The sequence below is a fragment of the Flavobacterium sp. 103 genome (assembly GCF_003096795.1).
Classification (GTDB): domain Bacteria; phylum Bacteroidota; class Bacteroidia; order Flavobacteriales; family Flavobacteriaceae; genus Flavobacterium.
In genome coordinates this window covers 654,522-672,850 of the sequence record NZ_QENX01000001.1, presented here as the reverse complement: position 1 = coordinate 672,850, position 18,329 = coordinate 654,522, and the positions used below count along the sequence as shown (strand labels likewise).

Sequence of the window (18,329 nt, the reverse complement as noted above, 5' to 3'; positions counted from 1 at the left end):
TTGAGAACTGGGACTTTAATTTTGTGGTCAATTGAAAACTGGGACTTTGACTGAAAACTATATCAAATAAAGCAGCTATAAATTTTCATTTGAGCGATGAAATTCTTATTTTTGCAAACTAATTTTAAAAAGTTCTTACAAGGTGGTAAATAGAAGACACATCCGCGTTAAAGTCATGCAATCGATTTATGCAATGCATCAAAATGGTTCTGATAATCTAGAAAAAGAAGAGAAATTCCTTTTTCATAGTATTGACGCAATTCAAGATTTATACCTTATCATGCTTTCTTCACTGATAGAAATATGTAAAAAGGAAACTGTTTTTTTACATCTATCGAGCCAGAAACATTTGGCTACAAAAGAAGAACGTAATCCAAATGAGAAATTCATCAAAAACAGTATTTTTCAAATTCTTGCCGAAAACAATTCCCTTAGTATAGCTCTGGAAAATCGTTCGATTAACAATTGGACTTTAAATGATGATTATATTATTCTTCTTTTGAATGCCATAAAAGAAAGTGATTTGTATGCCAAATACATGAGCAACGAGGTAAACACTTTTGAGGAAGACAAAGATTTTATCGTTGATATATTCACGGATGTAATTGTTCCAAACGATAAATTATATGAATATCTTGAAGATGATAAATTAACTTGGATTGATGATATTCCTTTGGTGAACACTCATATCATCAAACAGCTAAAGGCAATTAAACAAGGTGAAGATGATAACTTCAGGGTTCCAAAATTATACAAGGACAATGAAGATAAGGCTTATGTGAAAGATTTGTTTAGAAAAACAGTTTTAAACGAAACGGAACTGGCCAAAGAATATGTTGATAAAACGCCTAACTGGGATAGTGAACGTATCGCCGAAATTGATACTATTATCCTTAAAATGGCTATATGTGAGTTCTTGAAATTCCCTTCTATCCCGGTGAAAGTAACTTTGAATGAGTATCTGGAATTGGCCAAAGAATATTCAACTCCAAAGAGTAGTATTTTTATAAACGGAATATTGGATAATTTGGTAAAAGAGCTTGAAGCAAACAAAAGAATTGTGAAAATCGGAAGAGGTTTGATGTAATAGTTAAATTCTAAATTTTACAATAAAATAAAAACAATTAACAAAAACTAAATTTTAAATTATGGGACAATTACAACAGTTTTTACCATTTCTATTAATGTTTGTGGTTATTTATTTCTTTATGATCAGACCGCAACAAAAACGTGCTAAAAACGAAAAAGAATTTGAAAGAGACCTAAAAGTAGGAGATAAGATAATTACCAAAAGCGGTATCCACGGAAAGATTGCAGAACTTACCGATTCTACTGTAATTCTTGAAACAATGGCAGGAAAATTGAAAATGGAGCGTTCTTCAATTTCTTTGGAATTGACTGCGACTTTGAACAAAAAAGCATAGTCAAGAAACTATAAAATTTAAAATCCCAAATTCCGATTTTTTAATTGGAATTTGGGATTTTTTTATTTGTAAACGGGTATTATTTTTTTTTGTTCTTTTTGGCTTTTTTAGCTTTAGCTTTTTTCTCTTTTATTTTAGTTTTTTGCTTAGCTTTTTTTGCTTTCTCTTTTTTTGCTTTCTTAGCTTTTTTCGCTTTTTTCTTTGCTTTTTCTTTAGCCTTGGCTTTTTTTGCTTTCTCTTTTTCTTTTTCCTTCATTTTTGATTTTTTTTTCTTTTTCTTTTTTTCTTCCTCTTGAGGTATTACAGCTGTTTTTACTGTTGTAGTCTTTACAGTAGCAGGGACTTTAATGTCACTTTTTACAATTCCAGTTGCAGGGGCGGTAACTTTGGCTTTGCTGGATCTTGTTGTGGTTCGTGTAGCAGTTGATTTTACAACTTTTGGTTTTGCTGTGGCACTTGCAACAGTTGTTACTGTCTTAGGTGCAACTGTTTTTGCAGTTGCAGGCTTTGTGGTTGTCGCTCTGGGAACTGTTGATCTTGTTGCTCTCGGCTTTGCAACGACAGGTTTACTAATTTCTGGTTTTTCCTCTTTTGACGTATCAGGACTAACTGCTTTTTCTGGAATTACTTTTTCGTCTTTTTTTTCTATCATAATGGTGTGTATTAGTATGTGATTTTTTTTTAGACATTGAAAAACAGATGGGCTATTCTCTTAAATCTTCAATGTTATTGAATTGTTACTTTTGTATTAACAAATATAATGAATAATTGAATGTGCTAATGTTAAGTTTTTACTGATTTTTAAATAGTTAGATGTGAAAAATTTATAGCTTTAAATAAAAAAATCCCAAATTCCTTTGCGATCGGAATTTGAGATTTTTATTAGAATTTTAATTTTTTCTGAGCTACCTGTATTTATCATTCAAACCAATATTGTCTAAAATCATTGGTTTTATCTTTTCGATTCTCGAAAGTCTGGTTTCTTCGCGTTTTGCCGTTTCGATATATTCAATAAATTCCTTTTGCTTATAAGGGCTGAATTTCAGGAAAGCTTCTTTTAAAACGCTGTCAGAATCCAATTCATTTTGCAATAGTGTTGGAATTGCAATTTCACTTTTTGTTTTTTCAGGTTTAATTATTTTTTCCTGTTTTTCATTCTCTATAGCTTCTTGAATGTAGGCCAAAATTTCTTTTTCATTAATTTCCTCTTTGGATGTAAAACGCCATTGTCTCAATGATTTGGTAACTCCTTCATTGGCATTGATCAAATGTTTCTTTTCATCTTTTAGAAATACACCATTGAAAAACCAAAGCGTAAAAAATTTTTTGAATCCTCCGACTCCAATTACGTTTTTATTGTTGTAAACGAATACGCAACCACCCCATTTGTTGGTTTCAACCAATTCGGTTTTGGCTATAATTGTTTTTAAAAGCTCTAATTCACTTTCCCATTGATCGTTTTGAGTCATAGAAAAAGAAAGGTTTTAACGTTTTTTGGATACGGTTTCTTTCTTTAGGTAGTCACCTTTGGCGGTCAATTCGGCAATTCTTACAATTACGTTTACTGCCTTTTGCATGCTTTCTACTGGAACATATTCGTATTTTCCGTGAAAATTATGACCACCTGCAAAGATATTTGGACAAGGCAATCCTTTATAGGACAATTGGCATCCGTCAGTTCCTCCTCTAATAGGTTTTATAAGCGGTTTTATACCAAGTTCTCTCATCGCTTTTTCGGCAATAAAGACAATATGTTTGACAGGAAGGACCTTTTCTTTCATATTGTAATATTGATCTTTAATTTCTGCAATTACGATGTCTTCTCTAAATTGTTTGGCAAATCTCCTGTTGAATTTTTTAGTGATTTTGGTAATTAAGTCTTTGCGTTTTTCAAATTTAAATTTGTTATGATCACGAATAATTAATTCCAATACCGTTTCTTCGATGCTTCCCGATAAATGGTGCACATGGAAAAAACCTTCATAGCCTCTAGTTTCCTGAGGAGTTTCGCCTTTCGGCAATTCGTTGATAAATTCATTGGCAATAAGCATGGAATTGATCATTTTTCCTTTGGCATAGCCAGGGTGAACACTTTTTCCTTTGAAAATAATTTTTGCTCCCGCAGCATTGAAATTTTCATATTCCAATTCACCTACTTGGCTTCCGTCCATCGTATAGGCCCATTCTGCTGCAAATTTTTGAACATCAAAATGATGAGCACCGCGGCCTATTTCTTCATCGGGTGTAAATGCAATTCTGATTTTTCCGTGTTTAATTTCAGGATTATTAATCAGGAATTCCATAGCGGTTACAATTTCGGTAATTCCAGCTTTGTCATCGGCACCGAGAAGCGTTGTTCCGTCTGTGGTGATTAGTGTTTGCCCTTTATATTGTAACAAATCTTTGAAATAGAAAGGGGAGAGGATGATATTTTGTTCAGCATTCAACACAATGTCTTTACCGTCATAATTGGGAACAATTTGTGGTTTTACATTGGCGCCAGTGAAATCAGGGGTAGTATCAAAATGCGAAATGAATCCAATTGTAGGAACTTCATGATCTACATTGCTAGGTAGTGTTGCCATGATGTAGGCTTTGTCATCAATGGTGACATCTTGTAGTCCGATGGTCTTTAATTCTTCAACCAATTTATTGGCTAAATCCCATTGTTTAGCTGTACTGGGTGTGGTGTTTGAACTTGCGTCTGACTCGGTGTCTATAGTTACATAACTTACAAAGCGATCAATAATATTTTGCATGGTATTTGTTTTTGAACAAAGATAAACATTTTTAAAAAAGTGATTGTTGGTTTTGAATGGTCTTGTTGTGATGTGCTTAAATAAAAAAAATCCGTTGCAAAACGGATTTTCATTTAAAATTGGTTATAAGTTAGGTTTGGTTTGGTTTGAGGGGTTAGTTTTATTTTGATGCTTTTTCTGCTGCTATTTTCGCATCGGCGGCTACTTTTTTTGCAGCTTCAGCTTCAGCTTTTGCCATTTGTTCTTCCAATAGGGTTGATTTTTGCAATGCTAATTTTGCAGACTCTGCTAATTTTTGATCAGCTTCTTCTTTTTCTTTTTTCAGCTTTTCAACATCTTTATATAGCTTTTCTTGAGCTTCTTTAGCTTTTTCTGCTTCTTTTTGGTAGGCAGCTATTTTTTCATTTGATAATTTTTCTGCTTCCTTGGCTGCTTTTGCATCAGCTTCAGCTTTTGCTTTAGCGGCAATAGCTTCTTCTTTGGCTGCTTTTGCATCCGCTTCGGCTTTTGCTTTAGCTTCGATAGCTGCTATTTTTGCTGCTTCTTTGGCCTCAGCTGTAGATTTTTTATCAGCTTCAGCTTTGGCTTTTGCGGCAATCGCTTCTTCTTTGGCTGCGGCTATTTTTGCTTCTTCGGCTGCTTTTTTATCTGCTTCAGCTTTTGCTTTAGCTGCTTTTTCTGCAGCTACTTTGGCTTCGGCTGCTGCTTTTTTTTCTGCTTCAACTTTTGCTAAATATGCTTTTTCCTGATCTTTTAAATCTTGCATTTGTTTTTTAAAATCAATTGGGGCAGCTTCTGTCTTAGCGGTAATTGTAGCGGAACTTTCTGTACCTACAGCTTCATTTTTGGATTCTTGTGCAAAAAAACTTTGGGAAAATGTTAGAAGAACAATGATCAATGGTAATTTTAAATTCATGATTTTGTGGTGTTTGGTTAAATTTTGGATTAGTTTAGGAAAGACAAATATAACTTTTTTTTCATTTTTTTAACTTTTTAGGTAAAAAATATTTTTATTTTTTGTTAAAAGGTGTTTTTATTAATTTCGAGTGTCTTATTTAGAAAATTTAAAAATGATTGTTAATAAAACAAGTGCTTTTTAAACAAAAAAAATCTGCCAGTTACGGCAGATTTTTTTAAGAATATGAATTTAGATTTATTCCCCTTTTTTTGTGGTTTCTTTATTTTTACCAGAATCCATCATTTCCATTAATTTTAGCCCTAATAACCCACTCATGGATCCATCAGTGCCGTTGTTACCGGAAATCAGAACATCAGGGATGACCTTTATTTTTCCTTTACCAATTTCTTCGGTGATTTTGTATTTTGTAAAGTTATCACCGCCCATTGCTGAAACTTGAAGTTGATATGCTTCGGCAGTGGATTTACCAATAGCCATAATTTTTTCGGCTTCTGCAAGACCTGTTTTGGAGATTCTTTCGGCTTCAGCACTAGCGGTAAGTTTTGTTGCTTCTGCTTGGGCACCTGCTCTTGCTTTTGTAGCTTCTGCTTCTGCATTAGCACGCATTTTAGTTGCCTCGGCTTCAGCATTTACATTAAGTTTTAAACTCGTGGCATCTCCTTCAGCCTTTTTAACGGTTGCATCGGCAGTTCGTTGAGCAATTTCTACACTTTGTGAAGCTTTTACAATTTCTTTTTGCATATCGGCAATAGCAGTTTCCTTTTCCATTCCTTGGCGTTGTTCCTGCGCCATTTTTTGAGTCTGGTAGGTTTTTTGCTCTTCTTCGGCAATTTTTCTATCAGTCAATGTTTTCATCAATGATTCTGGAGGAACAATATCTCCAATTAAGGTGTCAACAGCATTAACATTGTATTCGTCTAAAACTACTTTGATATGGTTTTTAGCCGATTCTTGACGTTCTTTTCTGGTGGAAAGGAATGAAATCACGTCGCTTTCCTGAGCAGAGTTTCTGAAGTAATTTCCAATGGTAGGTTCCAATACTTGAGAAACCAAGTTATTCATGCTTCCAAAACGAGCAATAACTTTTGGTGCTTCGTTCGCCGGTACGTGAATGATTTGCGATACATCAAGGTTAAAGGGAAAACCATCTTTGGAGCGAACCGTAATGGTAGAAAGATTTTGATCTAAGTTGTGAGATTCACTTCTGGCATCAGCCCAGTTCAATACCAAGTTTGTGGTTGGTACTGGTTCTAATTTGGTTGTATATTTGTTAAGAGCATATTTCCCAGGTCCAAAAGGTTCCATCCAAACACCGCGTTGTCCTTTTGAAACGATATTTCCGTGTTTGAAAGTGTCGCCAGTAACATCTTGTCCATCTTCACCAATATAAGAGATTACAACGCCAACATATCCAATAGGGACATCGGTCATAGGGGTTTGTTCAATTTGAACAGCCCATGAGTTGATATAATAGGAACCGGCAAGCATAACTTGTGGTTGCAAACCTCTATTTCCTCCATTTTTTAAGAATTGATCAAAATCCTGAAAGTTATTGTGGCCATCTACAAATTTACCAGCTATTTGTCCAATAGGGATTGGCTCTCCATCCATGGCTGTAACAATTCCGACCATGTTTTCCGAAATGACCACTTGGGGAGAAATGACTACTTCGAATAAATGAGTGTTGATACGATAAGATCCTGTAGTGACAAAGGCAGATTGTCTTCCTTTTTGCCCGCCATTGTCAAGAAACATTGTAGCATCTTGGAAATTATCAGAGTTTACTTTTTGGGCAAGAATGCGCCCTGTTGGAATTTCGGCACCATCTTTACTCAATAGCAAACCGATATTTCCTTCTGGGATAATAGTGAACGAGGCCATGTCTATCGAAAATTGCCATGGCCACATCGCCCAATACAATCCTGGAGCAAGTGTTTTGGCTTGATAACCCGCTTCTCCTTTGGTTGCGATAATTCTGCCGTCAGGCAATGATTTATCAGCGCCAAAAAGCACGAATTTTTTGGTGACTAAGCCGATTTTGTTTTCTGGAACGATAACCATTCCGAAGAAAACACGTAAAACAAATTTGTAAAAAAGAAAGGATAATACAATTAAGAATATCCACCAGTAGGTAAGAAAAAATGACATATCGGTTAAGGTTTAGATTACAAACATAATTTATTTTTCTTGTAATCTGATTCTTGTTTGAAATTATTTTCCAACTTTTTGAGCATTAAATTTTGAATGCATTTCTTTAGTTTTTTATAGAAATCAGATATGAATTATATTATTGTTAAGTAGAATTTATTGTCTAATTTGCAGTTAATAAGGAATAGATATATGGCATTATTTAATCGATTGAATTTGAAAGCAAAATCTCTAGTCAATACGGGGTTTGGCTCCAGCGCATCCAGTTATGGAGGTCGTTTTATTAATAAGGATGGCTCTGCAAATGCAGTTAAAAAAGGTGTTGGATTTTTGGACAGAATCAGTTGGTACCATACCATGCTGGATATGTCTTCCTGGAAATTCCTTTCGATTCTTTTGTTGTTCTATATTACAATCAATTTTGTATTTGCGTTGCTGTATTTTGGAATCGGAATTGAGCATCTCAACGGGATTCAAACGAACGATGATGTGTGGGTGCAATTTGGGCAGGCTTATTTTTTTAGCGCACAAACTTTTACCACTGTGGGGTATGGACATATTAGTCCAACTGGTTTTTACACGAGTGCCTTATCTTCTGCCGAAGCTTTGATGGGGTTGTTGAGTTTTGCTATTGCCACAGGTTTATTTTTTGGAAGATTCAGCAAACCTTCCATTTTTTTGAAATTTTCCCACCATGCAATCATTGCGCCTTTTAATGATGGAAAAGCATTAATGTTTAGGCTCGCTCCTTATAAAAACACCAATTATATTGATGCAGAAGTTAATGTGACACTTGGAATGCGAATCGAGGAGAATGGAGTGATGACGAATAAATTTTACACTTTGGATTTGGAATATCAAAAAATAAATTCGCTGGCACTGAGCTGGACATTGGTTCACCCAATAACCAGTGAAAGCCCTTTATATGGATTGAGAGCTTCGGATTATGAATCGATTTCGGGTGAAATTATTGTGATTATCAAAACATTTGATGATATGTTCAGCACAACGGTGGCGACTCGGACTTCTTATACTTTTGATGAAGTCATTTATGGAGCCAAATTTAAGGCGATGTATTCCCAAAGTGAAAATCATCAAAGTACTGTCTTGGACTTAGGTTTGTTAAGTGACTTTGATATAGTAGTTATAGATTAGTTTGTAGTTTTTCTTGTAAAATACGCACTCCTTCCGAAGCGATATTCGGAATTACTTCAAGGGAATTTCTAAGATTAGGAATTTTTATGGGTTTTGGATCGATATAATAAATTGGAGTTTTTTTTGGAGTAAAATTAATTAAGCCTGCTGCTGGATAAACCTGTAATGAGGTGCCAATTACTGCAAAGTAATCGGCTTGTTCTGTTATTGTGATGGCTTCTTCTAAAGCAGGAACTTGTTCACCAAACCAAACAATATGGGGACGAAGTTGATTTCCCTGTTGGTCAACATCTCCAAAATTTAAATCGTCATGCCAATCTAAGATGTAGTTTTCGTTTCTGGAACTTCGAACTTTTAATAATTGCCCATGTAAATGGATGATGTTTGTACTTCCGGCACGTTCGTGTAAATCATCCACATTTTGGGTGATGATGTAAACGTCAAAATCATTTTCCAATTCGGCCAAAATATGATGGCCTAAATTGGGCTGTACTTCTTTTAATTGTTGACGTCTTTGGTTATAAAAATCAAGTACCAATGCTGGGTTTTTGTGCCAGCCTTGGGGAGTGGCAACATCCATTACATTATGACCTTCCCATAATCCATCACTATCGCGAAATGTTTTGATACCGCTTTCGGCGCTAATTCCGGCTCCGGTAAGAACCACTAATTTCTTTTTATTATTCATCATAATGTATTAATAATTACTCTATTCAAAGATACTCAAATGGTTAGATTTTCAAATGAAATACTTATTTTAGCGGATATTAAATGACTAAAAATTGGAAACAGAACTAAAAGTAAAAATTAAAAGAAGTTTTTTGGATAATTATGAAAGGCCTTTACATCTTCATCCAAAATTTATTCAATTTGAAGATAAGGATTTAGTAAATAATAGTTTTACTTCTTTTAAAACCTCTGAAATAAAGGATTTTCGCTGTGGAATTAGTTGGTATAAGTATTATTTTGTTTTTGGAAGAGAATATCAATTTTATATTAGAAATTATAGAAATGAAATTTTAAAAATTAAGTTTAATACTTATTTTGGAATTAAGAAGAAAGAATATCATAGTCTTTATGAGAGTATAATCGATTCACTTTGGAATTTATATTTTAGACAGCAAGTGAATGATTTTTTGAAAGAATTCAAAGCAGGTGAATCTTTTTATATTGGTGATGTTGTCATCAATCCTGAGGGAATTATAGTTTCGGTTTCAAAACTTGTAAAGCAAGAAAAAGTACAGATTCTTTGGGAAGATTTGAGATTTAGATTATACAATTCGTATTTTTCTATATATTCTAATGAAAACCCAAGAAATATTAATAGGGGTTATTCGTATAAGGAAGATTGGAATACGTTTGTGCTTTATAATGTTATTAAAAATATACTTAGCAATAAAAAAATAAATAATGATTGATTTGGATTACCTTAATTTTCTTGAAGATATTATAACAGACAACAGGAAAGAAAAATTTTTGAAAGTTTTGAAAGACAGAACAAAACATTTTACAATTGCTGTCGAAGATGTTTTTCAAATGCATAATGCGAGTGCAGTAATGCGCAGTTGTGAGGTTTTTGGTATTCAGGAATTACATGTTATTGAAGAACGTTATGGTAAACGAATCGATAAGGAAATCGCGATGGGTGCCCAAAAATGGGTCGATATTTCTACTTATGACAGTGTTACGAATTGTATCGACACTTTGAAAGATAAAGGATATCAAATCATTGCTACTACACCGCACGAAAATGATTGTTTACTGGAGGATTTTGATATTTCCAAACGCAGTGCGTTGTTTTTTGGTACCGAAAGAGATGGATTGTCGGAAGAGATTCTTCAGAAAGCGGATGGTTTCCTTAAAATTCCGATGGTGGGGTTTACAGAGAGTTTGAACATTTCAGTTTCGGCGGCGATTATTATTCAGAATCTGACTAATCGTTTACGTAATTCCGATGTTGTTTGGGAATTGACTGAAGAAGAGATTTTGGAGAAGAGATTGGATTGGGCCAAGAAGTCAATTAAAGATATCAAGAGGATTCAAGCGAGGTATTTTGAGGAGAATCCTCAGAAATAAATTTCAATAGCAATAGGAAATTTCAATTTCAAAATTTAGAAGACTGTTGTTATTTATAAATATTTCTTATTCTTTTATTGCTATTGCCATTAAAATTGTCATTAAAATTGAAATGTTTTGCGTGAGGGATAGAAGTAAGCTACCGAAGTAGCACGGATAGCCCGACAGCATAAAGGAAAGGGACCAAATCACCGTTTTGCGATGAGTTGGTCCCTTTCCTTTGTGGTGGCACGCCCAAATATTATTTAATCAAAAATTTGCGTATTGCTAATTATTTTTTCTTCAAGATTTTGTACTGTTCGTAGCAACCGCTTATGGCATCCATGATTTGAAGGTCATTTGCGGATTTGATAAAAGCTTCGGAGTAACTACAACGGGTTAATATATCAGCAATTTCATCTTGAGAAACACCCAATAATAATGAAATGGTTTCTCTGTCGTATCTTGTTTCCATAAGGTTTCTTACGGTGTCATCCTTTCGCATCTCTCTAAGTTTTTTGAGCTGCTGTGGCTTTTTGCCAAAGAAATTGTAAAGCATATCTGCGGGGTTGAATATGGAACCCAATACTTTTCCGAATGCCTCGGGTGCGTATTGTCCTGCTTCGTAACCTTGACCTAAGCCTGAAATGCTGTAACGGTAGTCCTCTTTTATAGGGATTAATTTGGAATCGATTTCTAGGTAACCAGTTAGGTAATATGGGCTTATCACAACTTCGTGTAGCGGAATTGCTTTTTGGGTAAGTTGGATGGTAGTTTTTTTGTTTTTGACCCAGTCATTGGTAACGCGGACACGTAATGATTCGTAACCAAGAAGAGTTATGTGAAGGGTGTCACTTTGGGTAACAGCCAATTCAAAATAACCTTTGTTGTCTGTAGTGGTTCCTGTAACCTGATTGATGTTGATGATGTTTACACCAGCTAATGGGGTACCGGTGTTGTCGCTGATAATGGTACCAGAGATTTTTGTGGGGGCTTCAGTGATTTGGGCAACTGAACTTATGGAGGTAACTAAAAATAAAAAAAGTACAAAATATTTCATAAACTGGTTTAAAAGTTTAAAAGTAGTAAAACGGGATTAAATATTTTGTTGTTCCATTATAATTATAAGAAAATTAACAAAGTGACAATATTGTTGAGCTAAATCAGTCTGTTTTGGTTGATGAGTTTTTGCCTACTGATGATGTATTATAAAAAAAAATCTCCCGAATGTTCGGGAGATTTATATTTGAATTGCTAATTGTGTTAGTCTCTTCTTGGTCTTCTTGGTCTTGAAGAATCACCAAAGCTTTCAGAACGTCTTGGTGCTCTTTCTGATGAACCTTCTCTCGAAGCTCTGTCAGATGAAAAACCACCTTCTCTTCTTGGAGCAGCTGAACTTCTTTCAGATCTGAAACCACCTTCTTTAGGAGCAGAACCTCTGTCGCTTCTAAATCCGCCTGACCCTTCTCTTCTTGGAGCAAAACTTCCTTCTCTTCTTGGGGCAGAACTTCTTCCGGCACCAAATCCGCCACCAGAACTTCTTCCATTGTGGTCGCGTCTTCCACCGCCGTCATTTTTAGAGATTTCAACATTGATACGACGTCCTTCTAATTGTACGTTGTTCAATATTTCCATTACTTTATCTGTGTGCTCTGGATCTGTGTTGAAGAAAGAGAAACCTTCTTTTACATCTACTTTGAATACATCGTCACGACCTAAGTCTAATGTTTCTTTCAAGTAGTCTTTTAATGACATCCAATCGAAATTGTCTCTAGAACCGATGTTTACAAAGTATCTTGTAGCACCACCGTTGTTGTTTTCTCTCGGAGCTCCGTCTCTATCGTCACGCTCACGTCTTTCTGAACCTGAAGATTGATTAGAGATATCTCTGTTTTTCTTGTAGTAATTGATAAAACGATTAAATTCTACCGATACCATTTTCTTGATTAATTCTTCTTTTGATAAATCTTCAAGTACATTATTGATAGCAGGAAGATAGTTGTCAATTTCGTGATCAACTTCAGTGTCCTTAATCTTAGTTGCTAAGTGTAATAATTGGATTTCGCAGATTTCAATTCCAGAAGGGATTGTTTTTTCTTCGAATTTTTGTTTGATGATTCTTTCGATAGAAGAAATTTTACGCAATTCGCTTTTTGTAACGATTACGATAGAAGTTCCTAATTTACCAGCACGACCAGTACGGCCTGAACGGTGATTGTAAGTTTCGATTTCGTCAGGAAGTTGGTAATTTACTACGTGAGTAATATTATCAACGTCAATTCCACGTGCTGCAACGTCAGTAGCCACAAGCATTTGGATTTGTCTTCCTCTAAAAGATTTCATTACACCATCACGTTGTGCTTGAGATAAATCTCCGTGCAATGCAGCAGCGCTGTATCCGTCTTCGATTAATTTTTCGGCAACCGCTTGTGTGTCACGTTTAGTTCTACAGAAAACTACAGAAAAAATGTCTGGATTAGCATCAGCTAAACGTTTCAAAGCTTCGTAACGGTCACGAGCATTTACTAAGTAAAATTCGTGTGATACGGTAGCTGAACCAGAGTTTTTAGTACCTACTGTAATTTCAATAGGATCAGTCATGAATTGTTTTCCAATTCTGGCCACTTCAGCAGGCATAGTTGCAGAAAACAACCATGTGCTTTTTTCGTCAGGCGTAGTAGAAAGGATGTTTACGATATCTTCGTAGAAACCCATGTTCAACATTTCGTCTGCTTCGTCAAGGATGCAATAGTTAATTTGAGAGATGTTTACCAATCCTCTGTTAATCATATCTTGCATTCTACCCGGAGTCGCTACTATAATTTGTGCGCCTCTTTTAATGTCTCTCGCTTGTTCTGTAATGCTAGCCCCACCGTAAACTGCTACCACATTAATACCTTTTTCGTATTTAGAGTAGTTTTTAAGTTCGTTGGTAATCTGCAAACACAATTCACGTGTTGGAGATAAAATCAATGCTTGTGTATTTCTATTGTTGGCATCAATTTTCTGAATAACTGGAAAACCAAATGCTGCCGTTTTCCCTGTCCCTGTCTGAGCCAACGCAACTAAATCTGTGTCTTTTTCCAATAATAGGGGAATCGCTTTCTCCTGTACTTCGGTCGGATTCTCAAATCCTAGATCTAAAATCGCCTTCAGTAACGATTCACTCAATCCTAATTGTTCAAATTTATTCATATGTATTTTTAAAATAGGGTGCAAAATTACTGTTTATAATCCATAAAAACTAATGCTATTTTAAGAATTAGGTTTTTATTAGCTTTTGATAATCAGATTATTATACTTTTTAAATTACTTTTTGGATTTTAAAATAGATTTTTCACTGTGAAATTATGTCACGATTCAATAGTTTTTGTTAAAAAAAGAACTTAAAAACTGTTTTTAAGTTGTATAGAATTTAAAAGCAAAATGAATTTTGGACGTTGGAAATGTTTTTTCCTCGTTTTTTGAAGAGTTTCCTCGTTTTTTTATCATTTATTTAAGAATGATATTTTCAAATTGCTCCGAAGTTTCAATATTGATTTATTAATTTTGCCAAAAATTATTTGATTATGCAAACAGCCTCTTTTTCGGGTTTTATAGAAATGGTATTCTATATGATAGCTTTCTATTATATTTTTAAATTTTTGGCCAAGTTATTTTTACCTATAGTAGTAAAAAAGGTAGTGGAAAAAGCTGGACAAAATTTTCAAGAACAGCAACAGCGCGCCCAACAAACAACTTGGAAGAAAACAACCAATAATGATGAAATTATAATCGATACTGCCAATAGTAAAAATCCTCGTGAAACTAAAAAAGTTGGGGATTATGTCGATTATGAAGAGATTGATTAGTGATTTTTGATTTTCGATTAACGATTTTTGATTTTAGATGTGTTGAACCTCCTAAAGAATGCATTTAGTTATTATTGAGTAATCTAAAATCATTGATCATTTATCCTTAATATTGTTAATCTAAAATCTCTCTCGAAAATTCGAAACTAAAATCAGAAATCAAAAATCGTTAATCCTCAATCTAAAATCTATTTCTATATAATGAAGCAACTTCAAAAGTTCTTTCCGCACGCATTAGCCATACTTGGTTTTGTTATAGTTTCTACACTTTATTTCTTCCCTGTTTTGCAGGGAAAACAAATTTTTCAATCGGATATTGCTCAATACACGGGGATGGCCAAAGAACAAAACGATTTTAGGGCCACACATCATGAAGAACCATATTGGACAAATTCTGCATTTGGGGGAATGCCAACGTATCAATTGGGAGCCAAATATCCTCACGATTATGTAGGTGCTATAGATGATGTATTGCGTTTTTTACCAAGACCTGCGGATTATCTATTCCTATATTTTCTTAGTTTTTACGTTTTGATGTTGGTACTAAAAGCAGATCCGCTTAAAGCCTTTTTTGGTGCGTTGGCTTTTGGTTTTTCTACCTATTTGATTATTATACTAGGAGTTGGACATAATGCCAAAGCGCACGCTATTGCTTATATGCCAATGGTTGTGGCCGGTTTTGTAATGGTTTTTCAACGAAAATATATTTTGGGCGGGTTGCTAACTATGTTTGCAGTGGCATTAGAAGTTAATGCGAATCACTTTCAAATGACCTTTTATTTATTGATATTGTTGTTGATTCTTTCTGGGTATTTTATTTATGAGGGAATAAAATCAAAAGAATATAAATCTTTATTGTATTCGATAGGAACACTTATTGGTGCAGGAATTATTGCTATTGGAGCCAATGCAACTAATTTATTGGCAACAGCGGAGTATGCTAACTTTAGTATCCGTGGAAAAAGCGACTTAAGTTTCAATCCTGATGGTTCTAAAAGTAGTACTGATGGAGCTATGACTCGTGATTATATTACTGAATATAGTTATGGTATTGCCGAAAGTTTTAATTTAATCGCCCCTCGATTGTTTGGAGGTTCCAATAATGAAAAAGTAGGTACAGACAGTAGTATGTTTGAGTTTATGATTTCACAAGGAGTGCCAGAAGGACAGGCTACCGATTTTGTAACCGCTATGCCAACCTACTGGGGCGATCAGCCAATTGTATCTGCTCCGGCGTATATAGGTGCAGTGGTTTTCTTTTTGGGAATCTTGGCTTTGTTTATTGATGAACGAAAAATTAAATATGTATTCCTTGGCGGAGCTTTTTTAACCTTAATTCTTTCTTGGGGGAAAAACTTTCCGGCATTGACGGATTTTTGTATCGACCATATTCCTATGTACAATAAGTTTAGGGCGGTGTCGTCTATACAGGTTATTTTGGAATTGTGTTTTCCTGTTTTGGCTATTATGGGCTTGCAATCTTTTTTTAAATTGGAAAAAGAAAAGCAATTAAAACCATTATTACAATCAGGAGCTATTTGTTTAGGACTTATTATTGTTTTGTTTTTGTGTAAAAGTTTATTCAGCTTTACGGGAGCCAGCGACAGTTATTTAATAGAAAGTTACGGACCAAGTTTTGTAGATGCTCTTAAAGCAGATCGTAAATCATTATACAGTGCCGACTTATTGCGTTCTGGATTTTTCATTCTGATAGCTGCAGGTACGTTATGGTTGTTTGTAAAAAATAGAATTGCCGCAAAAACTGCCATTATTTTGGTTGGTTTATTTATGGTTTCCGACTTGTTTTTTGTGGATAAAAATTATGTATCGAACAAAGATTTTATAAATGCTAGAGAAGTAGAAGTGCCATTTCAAGAAACGCCTACTGATGTTGAAATTCTAAAAGATCCAACAAATTACCGTGTATTTGATATACAGGGATTGATGCAAGCAAGAACATCTTATTTTCATAAAGCGATTGGTGGATATAGTGCTGTAAGACCTAAAAGAATGCAACAATTATTTGATTATCAAATTGCCAAAAATAATTTGGAAATACTCAATATGTTGAATGTTAAGTATGTGATTCAAAACGATAAAGAAGGCAAGGAACATCCAATTATCAACCCAGACGCCAATGGAAATGCCTGGTTTGTGAATCAAGTAAATTTGGTTAAGAATTCAGACGAAGAGATGAAAGCTTTGGATAAATTCAATTCGAAAGAAGTAGCTGTTATTAATGAAAATGAATTTTCGAATATCAAAAATAAGGCTTTCGCCAAAGACAGTTCGGCGACCATAATTTTGGATTCGTACTTGCCAAATGATTTAAAATATACTTCAAATAATGCCAAAGAAGGTTTAGCCGTTTTTTCTGAGATGTATTATGAAAAAGGTTGGAAAGCTTTTATCGATGGCAAAGAGACATCAATCATGAGAGCTGATTATACTTTGAGAGCGATAGTGGTTCCAGGAGGAAAACATACTATAGAATTTAAATTTGAACCCCAAGTGGTGAAAACAGGAAGTGCAATAACACTTGTTAGTTGTATTGGAATGTTATTTCTTTTGGTTGGTGGATTGTACTTTGAGAAAAAGAAAAATAGTGAAGTGTAGAGAAGTATTGTAGATATGCATTGCGATGTATATCTACTATAATCAACAAAAGAAAAAATTGAAACCAGAATTAAAAAAAATCCTCATTATAACATATTATTGGCCACCAGCAGGAGGGCCTGGTGTTCAGCGTTGGCTTAAGTTTGTAAAATATTTGCCTGATTTCGATATTCAGCCAATTGTTTATATTCCTGAGAATCCAACTTATCCAATAGTTGATACTAATTTAGAAAAAGAAGTTTCGGAGAAAGCGATAATTTTAAAACACAAAATTTTCGAACCATATCAATTGGCATCTGTTTTTTCTAAGAATAAAACCAAAAAAATTAGTTCGGGTATTATTCCAAACCAAAAGAAGCAAACTTTTCTGGAAAAGACCTTGTTGTGGATTCGGGGGAACTTGTTTATTCCGGACGCACGAGTTTTTTGGGTTAAACCATCGGTTTCCTATTTGGAAAAATACATTGCCGAAAATAATATAGATACTATAATCACTTCGGGACCACCACATAGTTTGCATTTGATTGGGCTAGTTTTAAAGCAAAAAATGAAAGTTACTTGGTTTGCCGATTTTCGTGATCCTTGGACAACTATTGGATATCATAAATCATTGCGGTTATCCACTAGAGCGGAAAGAAAACACAAAGCGCTTGAATATCGAGTTTTGAATACAGCTGATACTATTATTGTTACCAGTAAGACAACCAAAACCGAATTTGAAGCAATAACCAATAAACCAATTGCAGTTATTACCAATGGTTATGATACAGAGTCGGTAACAAAAAGTGTTTTGGATTCAAAATTTAGTCTTGCTCATATCGGTTCTTTTCTTTCGGAAAGAAATCCAACCATATTATGGGAATCTTTGGCTGAATTACTTCAGGGAATCCCAGATTTTAAGTCTCATTTGGAACTAAAATTAATCGGGGCTGTCAGTCAGGAAGTATTGGATACGATTTCCCAGTTTAATTTGGATTCATATCTGAATAGTCTTGGGTATGTTTCCCATTCTGAAGCAGTTGCCCATCAAAGAAATTCTCAGGTTTTATTACTTATCGAAATAAATTCAGAAGAAACGAAAAGTATTATTCCTGGCAAACTATTTGAATATATGGTTTCCAATAGACCAATTATTGCCATTGGGCCAAAAGATTCTGATTTTGCCGAGATAATAGCAGGAACAAATACAGGAGTGTTTTTTGAGTATACTGAAAAGGAAAAATTAAAAAACACGATTGTCTCTTATTATAACCAGTTTTTGGAAGGGAAATTACAATCGTATGGTGTAGGTTTGCAAAAATATTCCAGAAAGAATTTGACCAAAGATTTGGTACAATTAATTAATTCAAAGATTTAAGGTTTTCCAACTTTAAACTTTTAAACCTTAAACTTTAAATTCCTA

17 protein-coding genes are annotated in these 18,329 nt (G+C 34.4%); 9 read left to right on the top strand and 8 right to left on the bottom strand.

What is annotated here, in order from left to right:
* Nucleotides 1–175 precede the first annotated feature (175 nt).
* Both nusB and yajC read left to right on the top strand, forming a co-directional pair.
* On the top strand, nucleotides 176–1,087 hold the full coding sequence (nusB, locus tag C8C85_RS02730) for a transcription antitermination factor NusB (RefSeq protein ID WP_116798350.1): 912 nt from the start codon (nucleotides 176–178) through the stop codon (nucleotides 1,085–1,087).
* Nucleotides 1,088–1,148: 61 nt separating this feature from the next.
* Nucleotides 1,149–1,424, top strand: coding sequence for a preprotein translocase subunit YajC (yajC, locus tag C8C85_RS02725; protein ID WP_116795706.1), 276 nt, complete (start codon nucleotides 1,149–1,151; stop codon nucleotides 1,422–1,424).
* Between the two features lie 79 nt (nucleotides 1,425–1,503).
* Here yajC and C8C85_RS18405 read toward each other — a convergent pair whose 3' ends face one another.
* Nucleotides 1,504–1,680 carry a hypothetical protein gene (locus C8C85_RS18405; protein WP_165818086.1) on the bottom strand — a complete coding sequence of 59 codons (177 nt, stop codon included), beginning with the start codon at nucleotides 1,678–1,680 and terminating at the stop codon, nucleotides 1,504–1,506.
* 91 nt (nucleotides 1,681–1,771) lie between these two features.
* On the opposite strand from C8C85_RS18405, the gene C8C85_RS18355 reads away from it, so the two are divergent.
* Nucleotides 1,772–2,098 carry a hypothetical protein gene (locus C8C85_RS18355; protein WP_116795704.1) on the top strand — a complete coding sequence of 109 codons (327 nt, stop codon included), beginning with the start codon at nucleotides 1,772–1,774 and terminating at the stop codon, nucleotides 2,096–2,098.
* Nucleotides 2,099–2,329: 231 nt separating this feature from the next.
* Here C8C85_RS18355 and C8C85_RS02715 read toward each other — a convergent pair whose 3' ends face one another.
* From C8C85_RS02715 to C8C85_RS02700, 4 genes are all read right to left on the bottom strand, one after another.
* Nucleotides 2,330–2,893: a YdeI/OmpD-associated family protein gene (locus tag C8C85_RS02715; protein ID WP_116795703.1), complete on the bottom strand. Its 564-nt coding sequence runs from the start codon at nucleotides 2,891–2,893 to the stop codon at nucleotides 2,330–2,332.
* 15 nt (nucleotides 2,894–2,908) lie between these two features.
* Nucleotides 2,909–4,183: a peptidase T gene (gene pepT, locus C8C85_RS02710; RefSeq protein WP_116795702.1), complete on the bottom strand. Its 1,275-nt coding sequence runs from the start codon at nucleotides 4,181–4,183 to the stop codon at nucleotides 2,909–2,911.
* A 160-nt stretch (nucleotides 4,184–4,343) separates the two neighbouring features.
* Nucleotides 4,344–5,099 carry a hypothetical protein gene (locus tag C8C85_RS02705; RefSeq protein WP_116795701.1) on the bottom strand — a complete coding sequence of 252 codons (756 nt, stop codon included), beginning with the start codon at nucleotides 5,097–5,099 and terminating at the stop codon, nucleotides 4,344–4,346.
* A 237-nt stretch (nucleotides 5,100–5,336) separates the two neighbouring features.
* On the bottom strand, nucleotides 5,337–7,250 hold the full coding sequence (locus tag C8C85_RS02700) for an SPFH domain-containing protein (RefSeq protein ID WP_116795700.1): 1,914 nt from the start codon (nucleotides 7,248–7,250) through the stop codon (nucleotides 5,337–5,339).
* Nucleotides 7,251–7,442: 192 nt separating this feature from the next.
* On the opposite strand from C8C85_RS02700, the gene C8C85_RS02695 reads away from it, so the two are divergent.
* Nucleotides 7,443–8,405 carry an ion channel gene (locus tag C8C85_RS02695; RefSeq protein WP_116795699.1) on the top strand — a complete coding sequence of 321 codons (963 nt, stop codon included), beginning with the start codon at nucleotides 7,443–7,445 and terminating at the stop codon, nucleotides 8,403–8,405.
* Here C8C85_RS02695 and C8C85_RS02690 read toward each other — a convergent pair.
* Nucleotides 8,395–9,096 carry an SIR2 family NAD-dependent protein deacylase gene (locus C8C85_RS02690; RefSeq protein WP_116795698.1) on the bottom strand — a complete coding sequence of 234 codons (702 nt, stop codon included), beginning with the start codon at nucleotides 9,094–9,096 and terminating at the stop codon, nucleotides 8,395–8,397. The two genes, C8C85_RS02695 and C8C85_RS02690, sit on opposite strands and share 11 nt — an antisense overlap.
* 91 nt (nucleotides 9,097–9,187) lie before the next feature.
* Between C8C85_RS02690 and C8C85_RS02685 the strand changes: the two genes are divergently transcribed.
* Both C8C85_RS02685 and C8C85_RS02680 read left to right on the top strand, forming a co-directional pair.
* Nucleotides 9,188–9,823, top strand: a complete 636-nt coding sequence (locus tag C8C85_RS02685) for a hypothetical protein (protein WP_116795697.1) — start codon at nucleotides 9,188–9,190, stop codon at nucleotides 9,821–9,823.
* Nucleotides 9,816–10,481 (top strand): TrmH family RNA methyltransferase, encoded by a 666-nt coding sequence (locus C8C85_RS02680; RefSeq protein ID WP_116795696.1) that lies wholly within the window; start codon nucleotides 9,816–9,818, stop codon nucleotides 10,479–10,481. Before C8C85_RS02685 ends, C8C85_RS02680 begins: the two co-directional genes overlap by 8 nt.
* A gap of 271 nt (nucleotides 10,482–10,752) precedes the next feature.
* Here the strand turns inward: C8C85_RS02680 and C8C85_RS02675 are convergent, their stop codons facing one another.
* Both C8C85_RS02675 and C8C85_RS02670 read right to left on the bottom strand, forming a co-directional pair.
* Nucleotides 10,753–11,520 (bottom strand): carboxypeptidase-like regulatory domain-containing protein, encoded by a 768-nt coding sequence (locus C8C85_RS02675; RefSeq protein WP_116795695.1) that lies wholly within the window; start codon nucleotides 11,518–11,520, stop codon nucleotides 10,753–10,755.
* 203 nt (nucleotides 11,521–11,723) lie between these two features.
* Nucleotides 11,724–13,655, bottom strand: a complete 1,932-nt coding sequence (locus C8C85_RS02670) for a DEAD/DEAH box helicase (RefSeq protein ID WP_116795694.1) — start codon at nucleotides 13,653–13,655, stop codon at nucleotides 11,724–11,726.
* A 374-nt stretch (nucleotides 13,656–14,029) separates the two neighbouring features.
* Here C8C85_RS02670 and C8C85_RS02665 point away from each other — a divergent pair, with 374 nt between their 5' ends.
* From C8C85_RS02665 to C8C85_RS02655, 3 genes are all read left to right on the top strand, one after another.
* Nucleotides 14,030–14,311: a DUF4834 family protein gene (locus C8C85_RS02665; protein ID WP_116795693.1), complete on the top strand. Its 282-nt coding sequence runs from the start codon at nucleotides 14,030–14,032 to the stop codon at nucleotides 14,309–14,311.
* A gap of 201 nt (nucleotides 14,312–14,512) precedes the next feature.
* A complete protein-coding gene (locus C8C85_RS02660; protein ID WP_116795692.1) occupies nucleotides 14,513–16,927 on the top strand; it encodes a YfhO family protein in 2,415 nt (804 codons plus the stop codon).
* Nucleotides 16,928–16,985: 58 nt separating this feature from the next.
* Nucleotides 16,986–18,284 carry a glycosyltransferase family 4 protein gene (locus C8C85_RS02655; protein WP_243412034.1) on the top strand — a complete coding sequence of 433 codons (1,299 nt, stop codon included), beginning with the start codon at nucleotides 16,986–16,988 and terminating at the stop codon, nucleotides 18,282–18,284.
* Nucleotides 18,285–18,329: the final 45 nt, after the last annotated feature.

Excerpts from the sequence above, each read along its gene's own strand:
- nusB (WP_116798350.1), top strand. The coding sequence starts at position 176 with ATGCAATCGATTTATGCAATGCATCAAAATGGTTCTGATAATCTAGAA.
- yajC (WP_116795706.1), top strand. The coding sequence starts at position 1,149 with ATGGGACAATTACAACAGTTTTTACCATTTCTATTAATGTTTGTGGTT.
- C8C85_RS18405 (WP_165818086.1), bottom strand. The coding sequence starts at position 1,680 with ATGAAGGAAAAAGAAAAAGAGAAAGCAAAAAAAGCCAAGGCTAAAGAA.
- C8C85_RS18355 (WP_116795704.1), top strand. The coding sequence starts at position 1,772 with ATGTCACTTTTTACAATTCCAGTTGCAGGGGCGGTAACTTTGGCTTTG.
- C8C85_RS02715 (WP_116795703.1), bottom strand. The coding sequence starts at position 2,893 with ATGACTCAAAACGATCAATGGGAAAGTGAATTAGAGCTTTTAAAAACA.
- pepT (WP_116795702.1), bottom strand. The coding sequence starts at position 4,183 with ATGCAAAATATTATTGATCGCTTTGTAAGTTATGTAACTATAGACACC.
- C8C85_RS02705 (WP_116795701.1), bottom strand. The coding sequence starts at position 5,099 with ATGAATTTAAAATTACCATTGATCATTGTTCTTCTAACATTTTCCCAA.
- C8C85_RS02700 (WP_116795700.1), bottom strand. The coding sequence starts at position 7,250 with ATGTCATTTTTTCTTACCTACTGGTGGATATTCTTAATTGTATTATCC.
- C8C85_RS02695 (WP_116795699.1), top strand. The coding sequence starts at position 7,443 with ATGGCATTATTTAATCGATTGAATTTGAAAGCAAAATCTCTAGTCAAT.
- C8C85_RS02690 (WP_116795698.1), bottom strand. The coding sequence starts at position 9,096 with ATGATGAATAATAAAAAGAAATTAGTGGTTCTTACCGGAGCCGGAATT.
- C8C85_RS02680 (WP_116795696.1), top strand. The coding sequence starts at position 9,816 with ATGATTGATTTGGATTACCTTAATTTTCTTGAAGATATTATAACAGAC.
- C8C85_RS02675 (WP_116795695.1), bottom strand. The coding sequence starts at position 11,520 with ATGAAATATTTTGTACTTTTTTTATTTTTAGTTACCTCCATAAGTTCA.
- C8C85_RS02670 (WP_116795694.1), bottom strand. The coding sequence starts at position 13,655 with ATGAATAAATTTGAACAATTAGGATTGAGTGAATCGTTACTGAAGGCG.
- C8C85_RS02665 (WP_116795693.1), top strand. The coding sequence starts at position 14,030 with ATGCAAACAGCCTCTTTTTCGGGTTTTATAGAAATGGTATTCTATATG.
- C8C85_RS02660 (WP_116795692.1), top strand. The coding sequence starts at position 14,513 with ATGAAGCAACTTCAAAAGTTCTTTCCGCACGCATTAGCCATACTTGGT.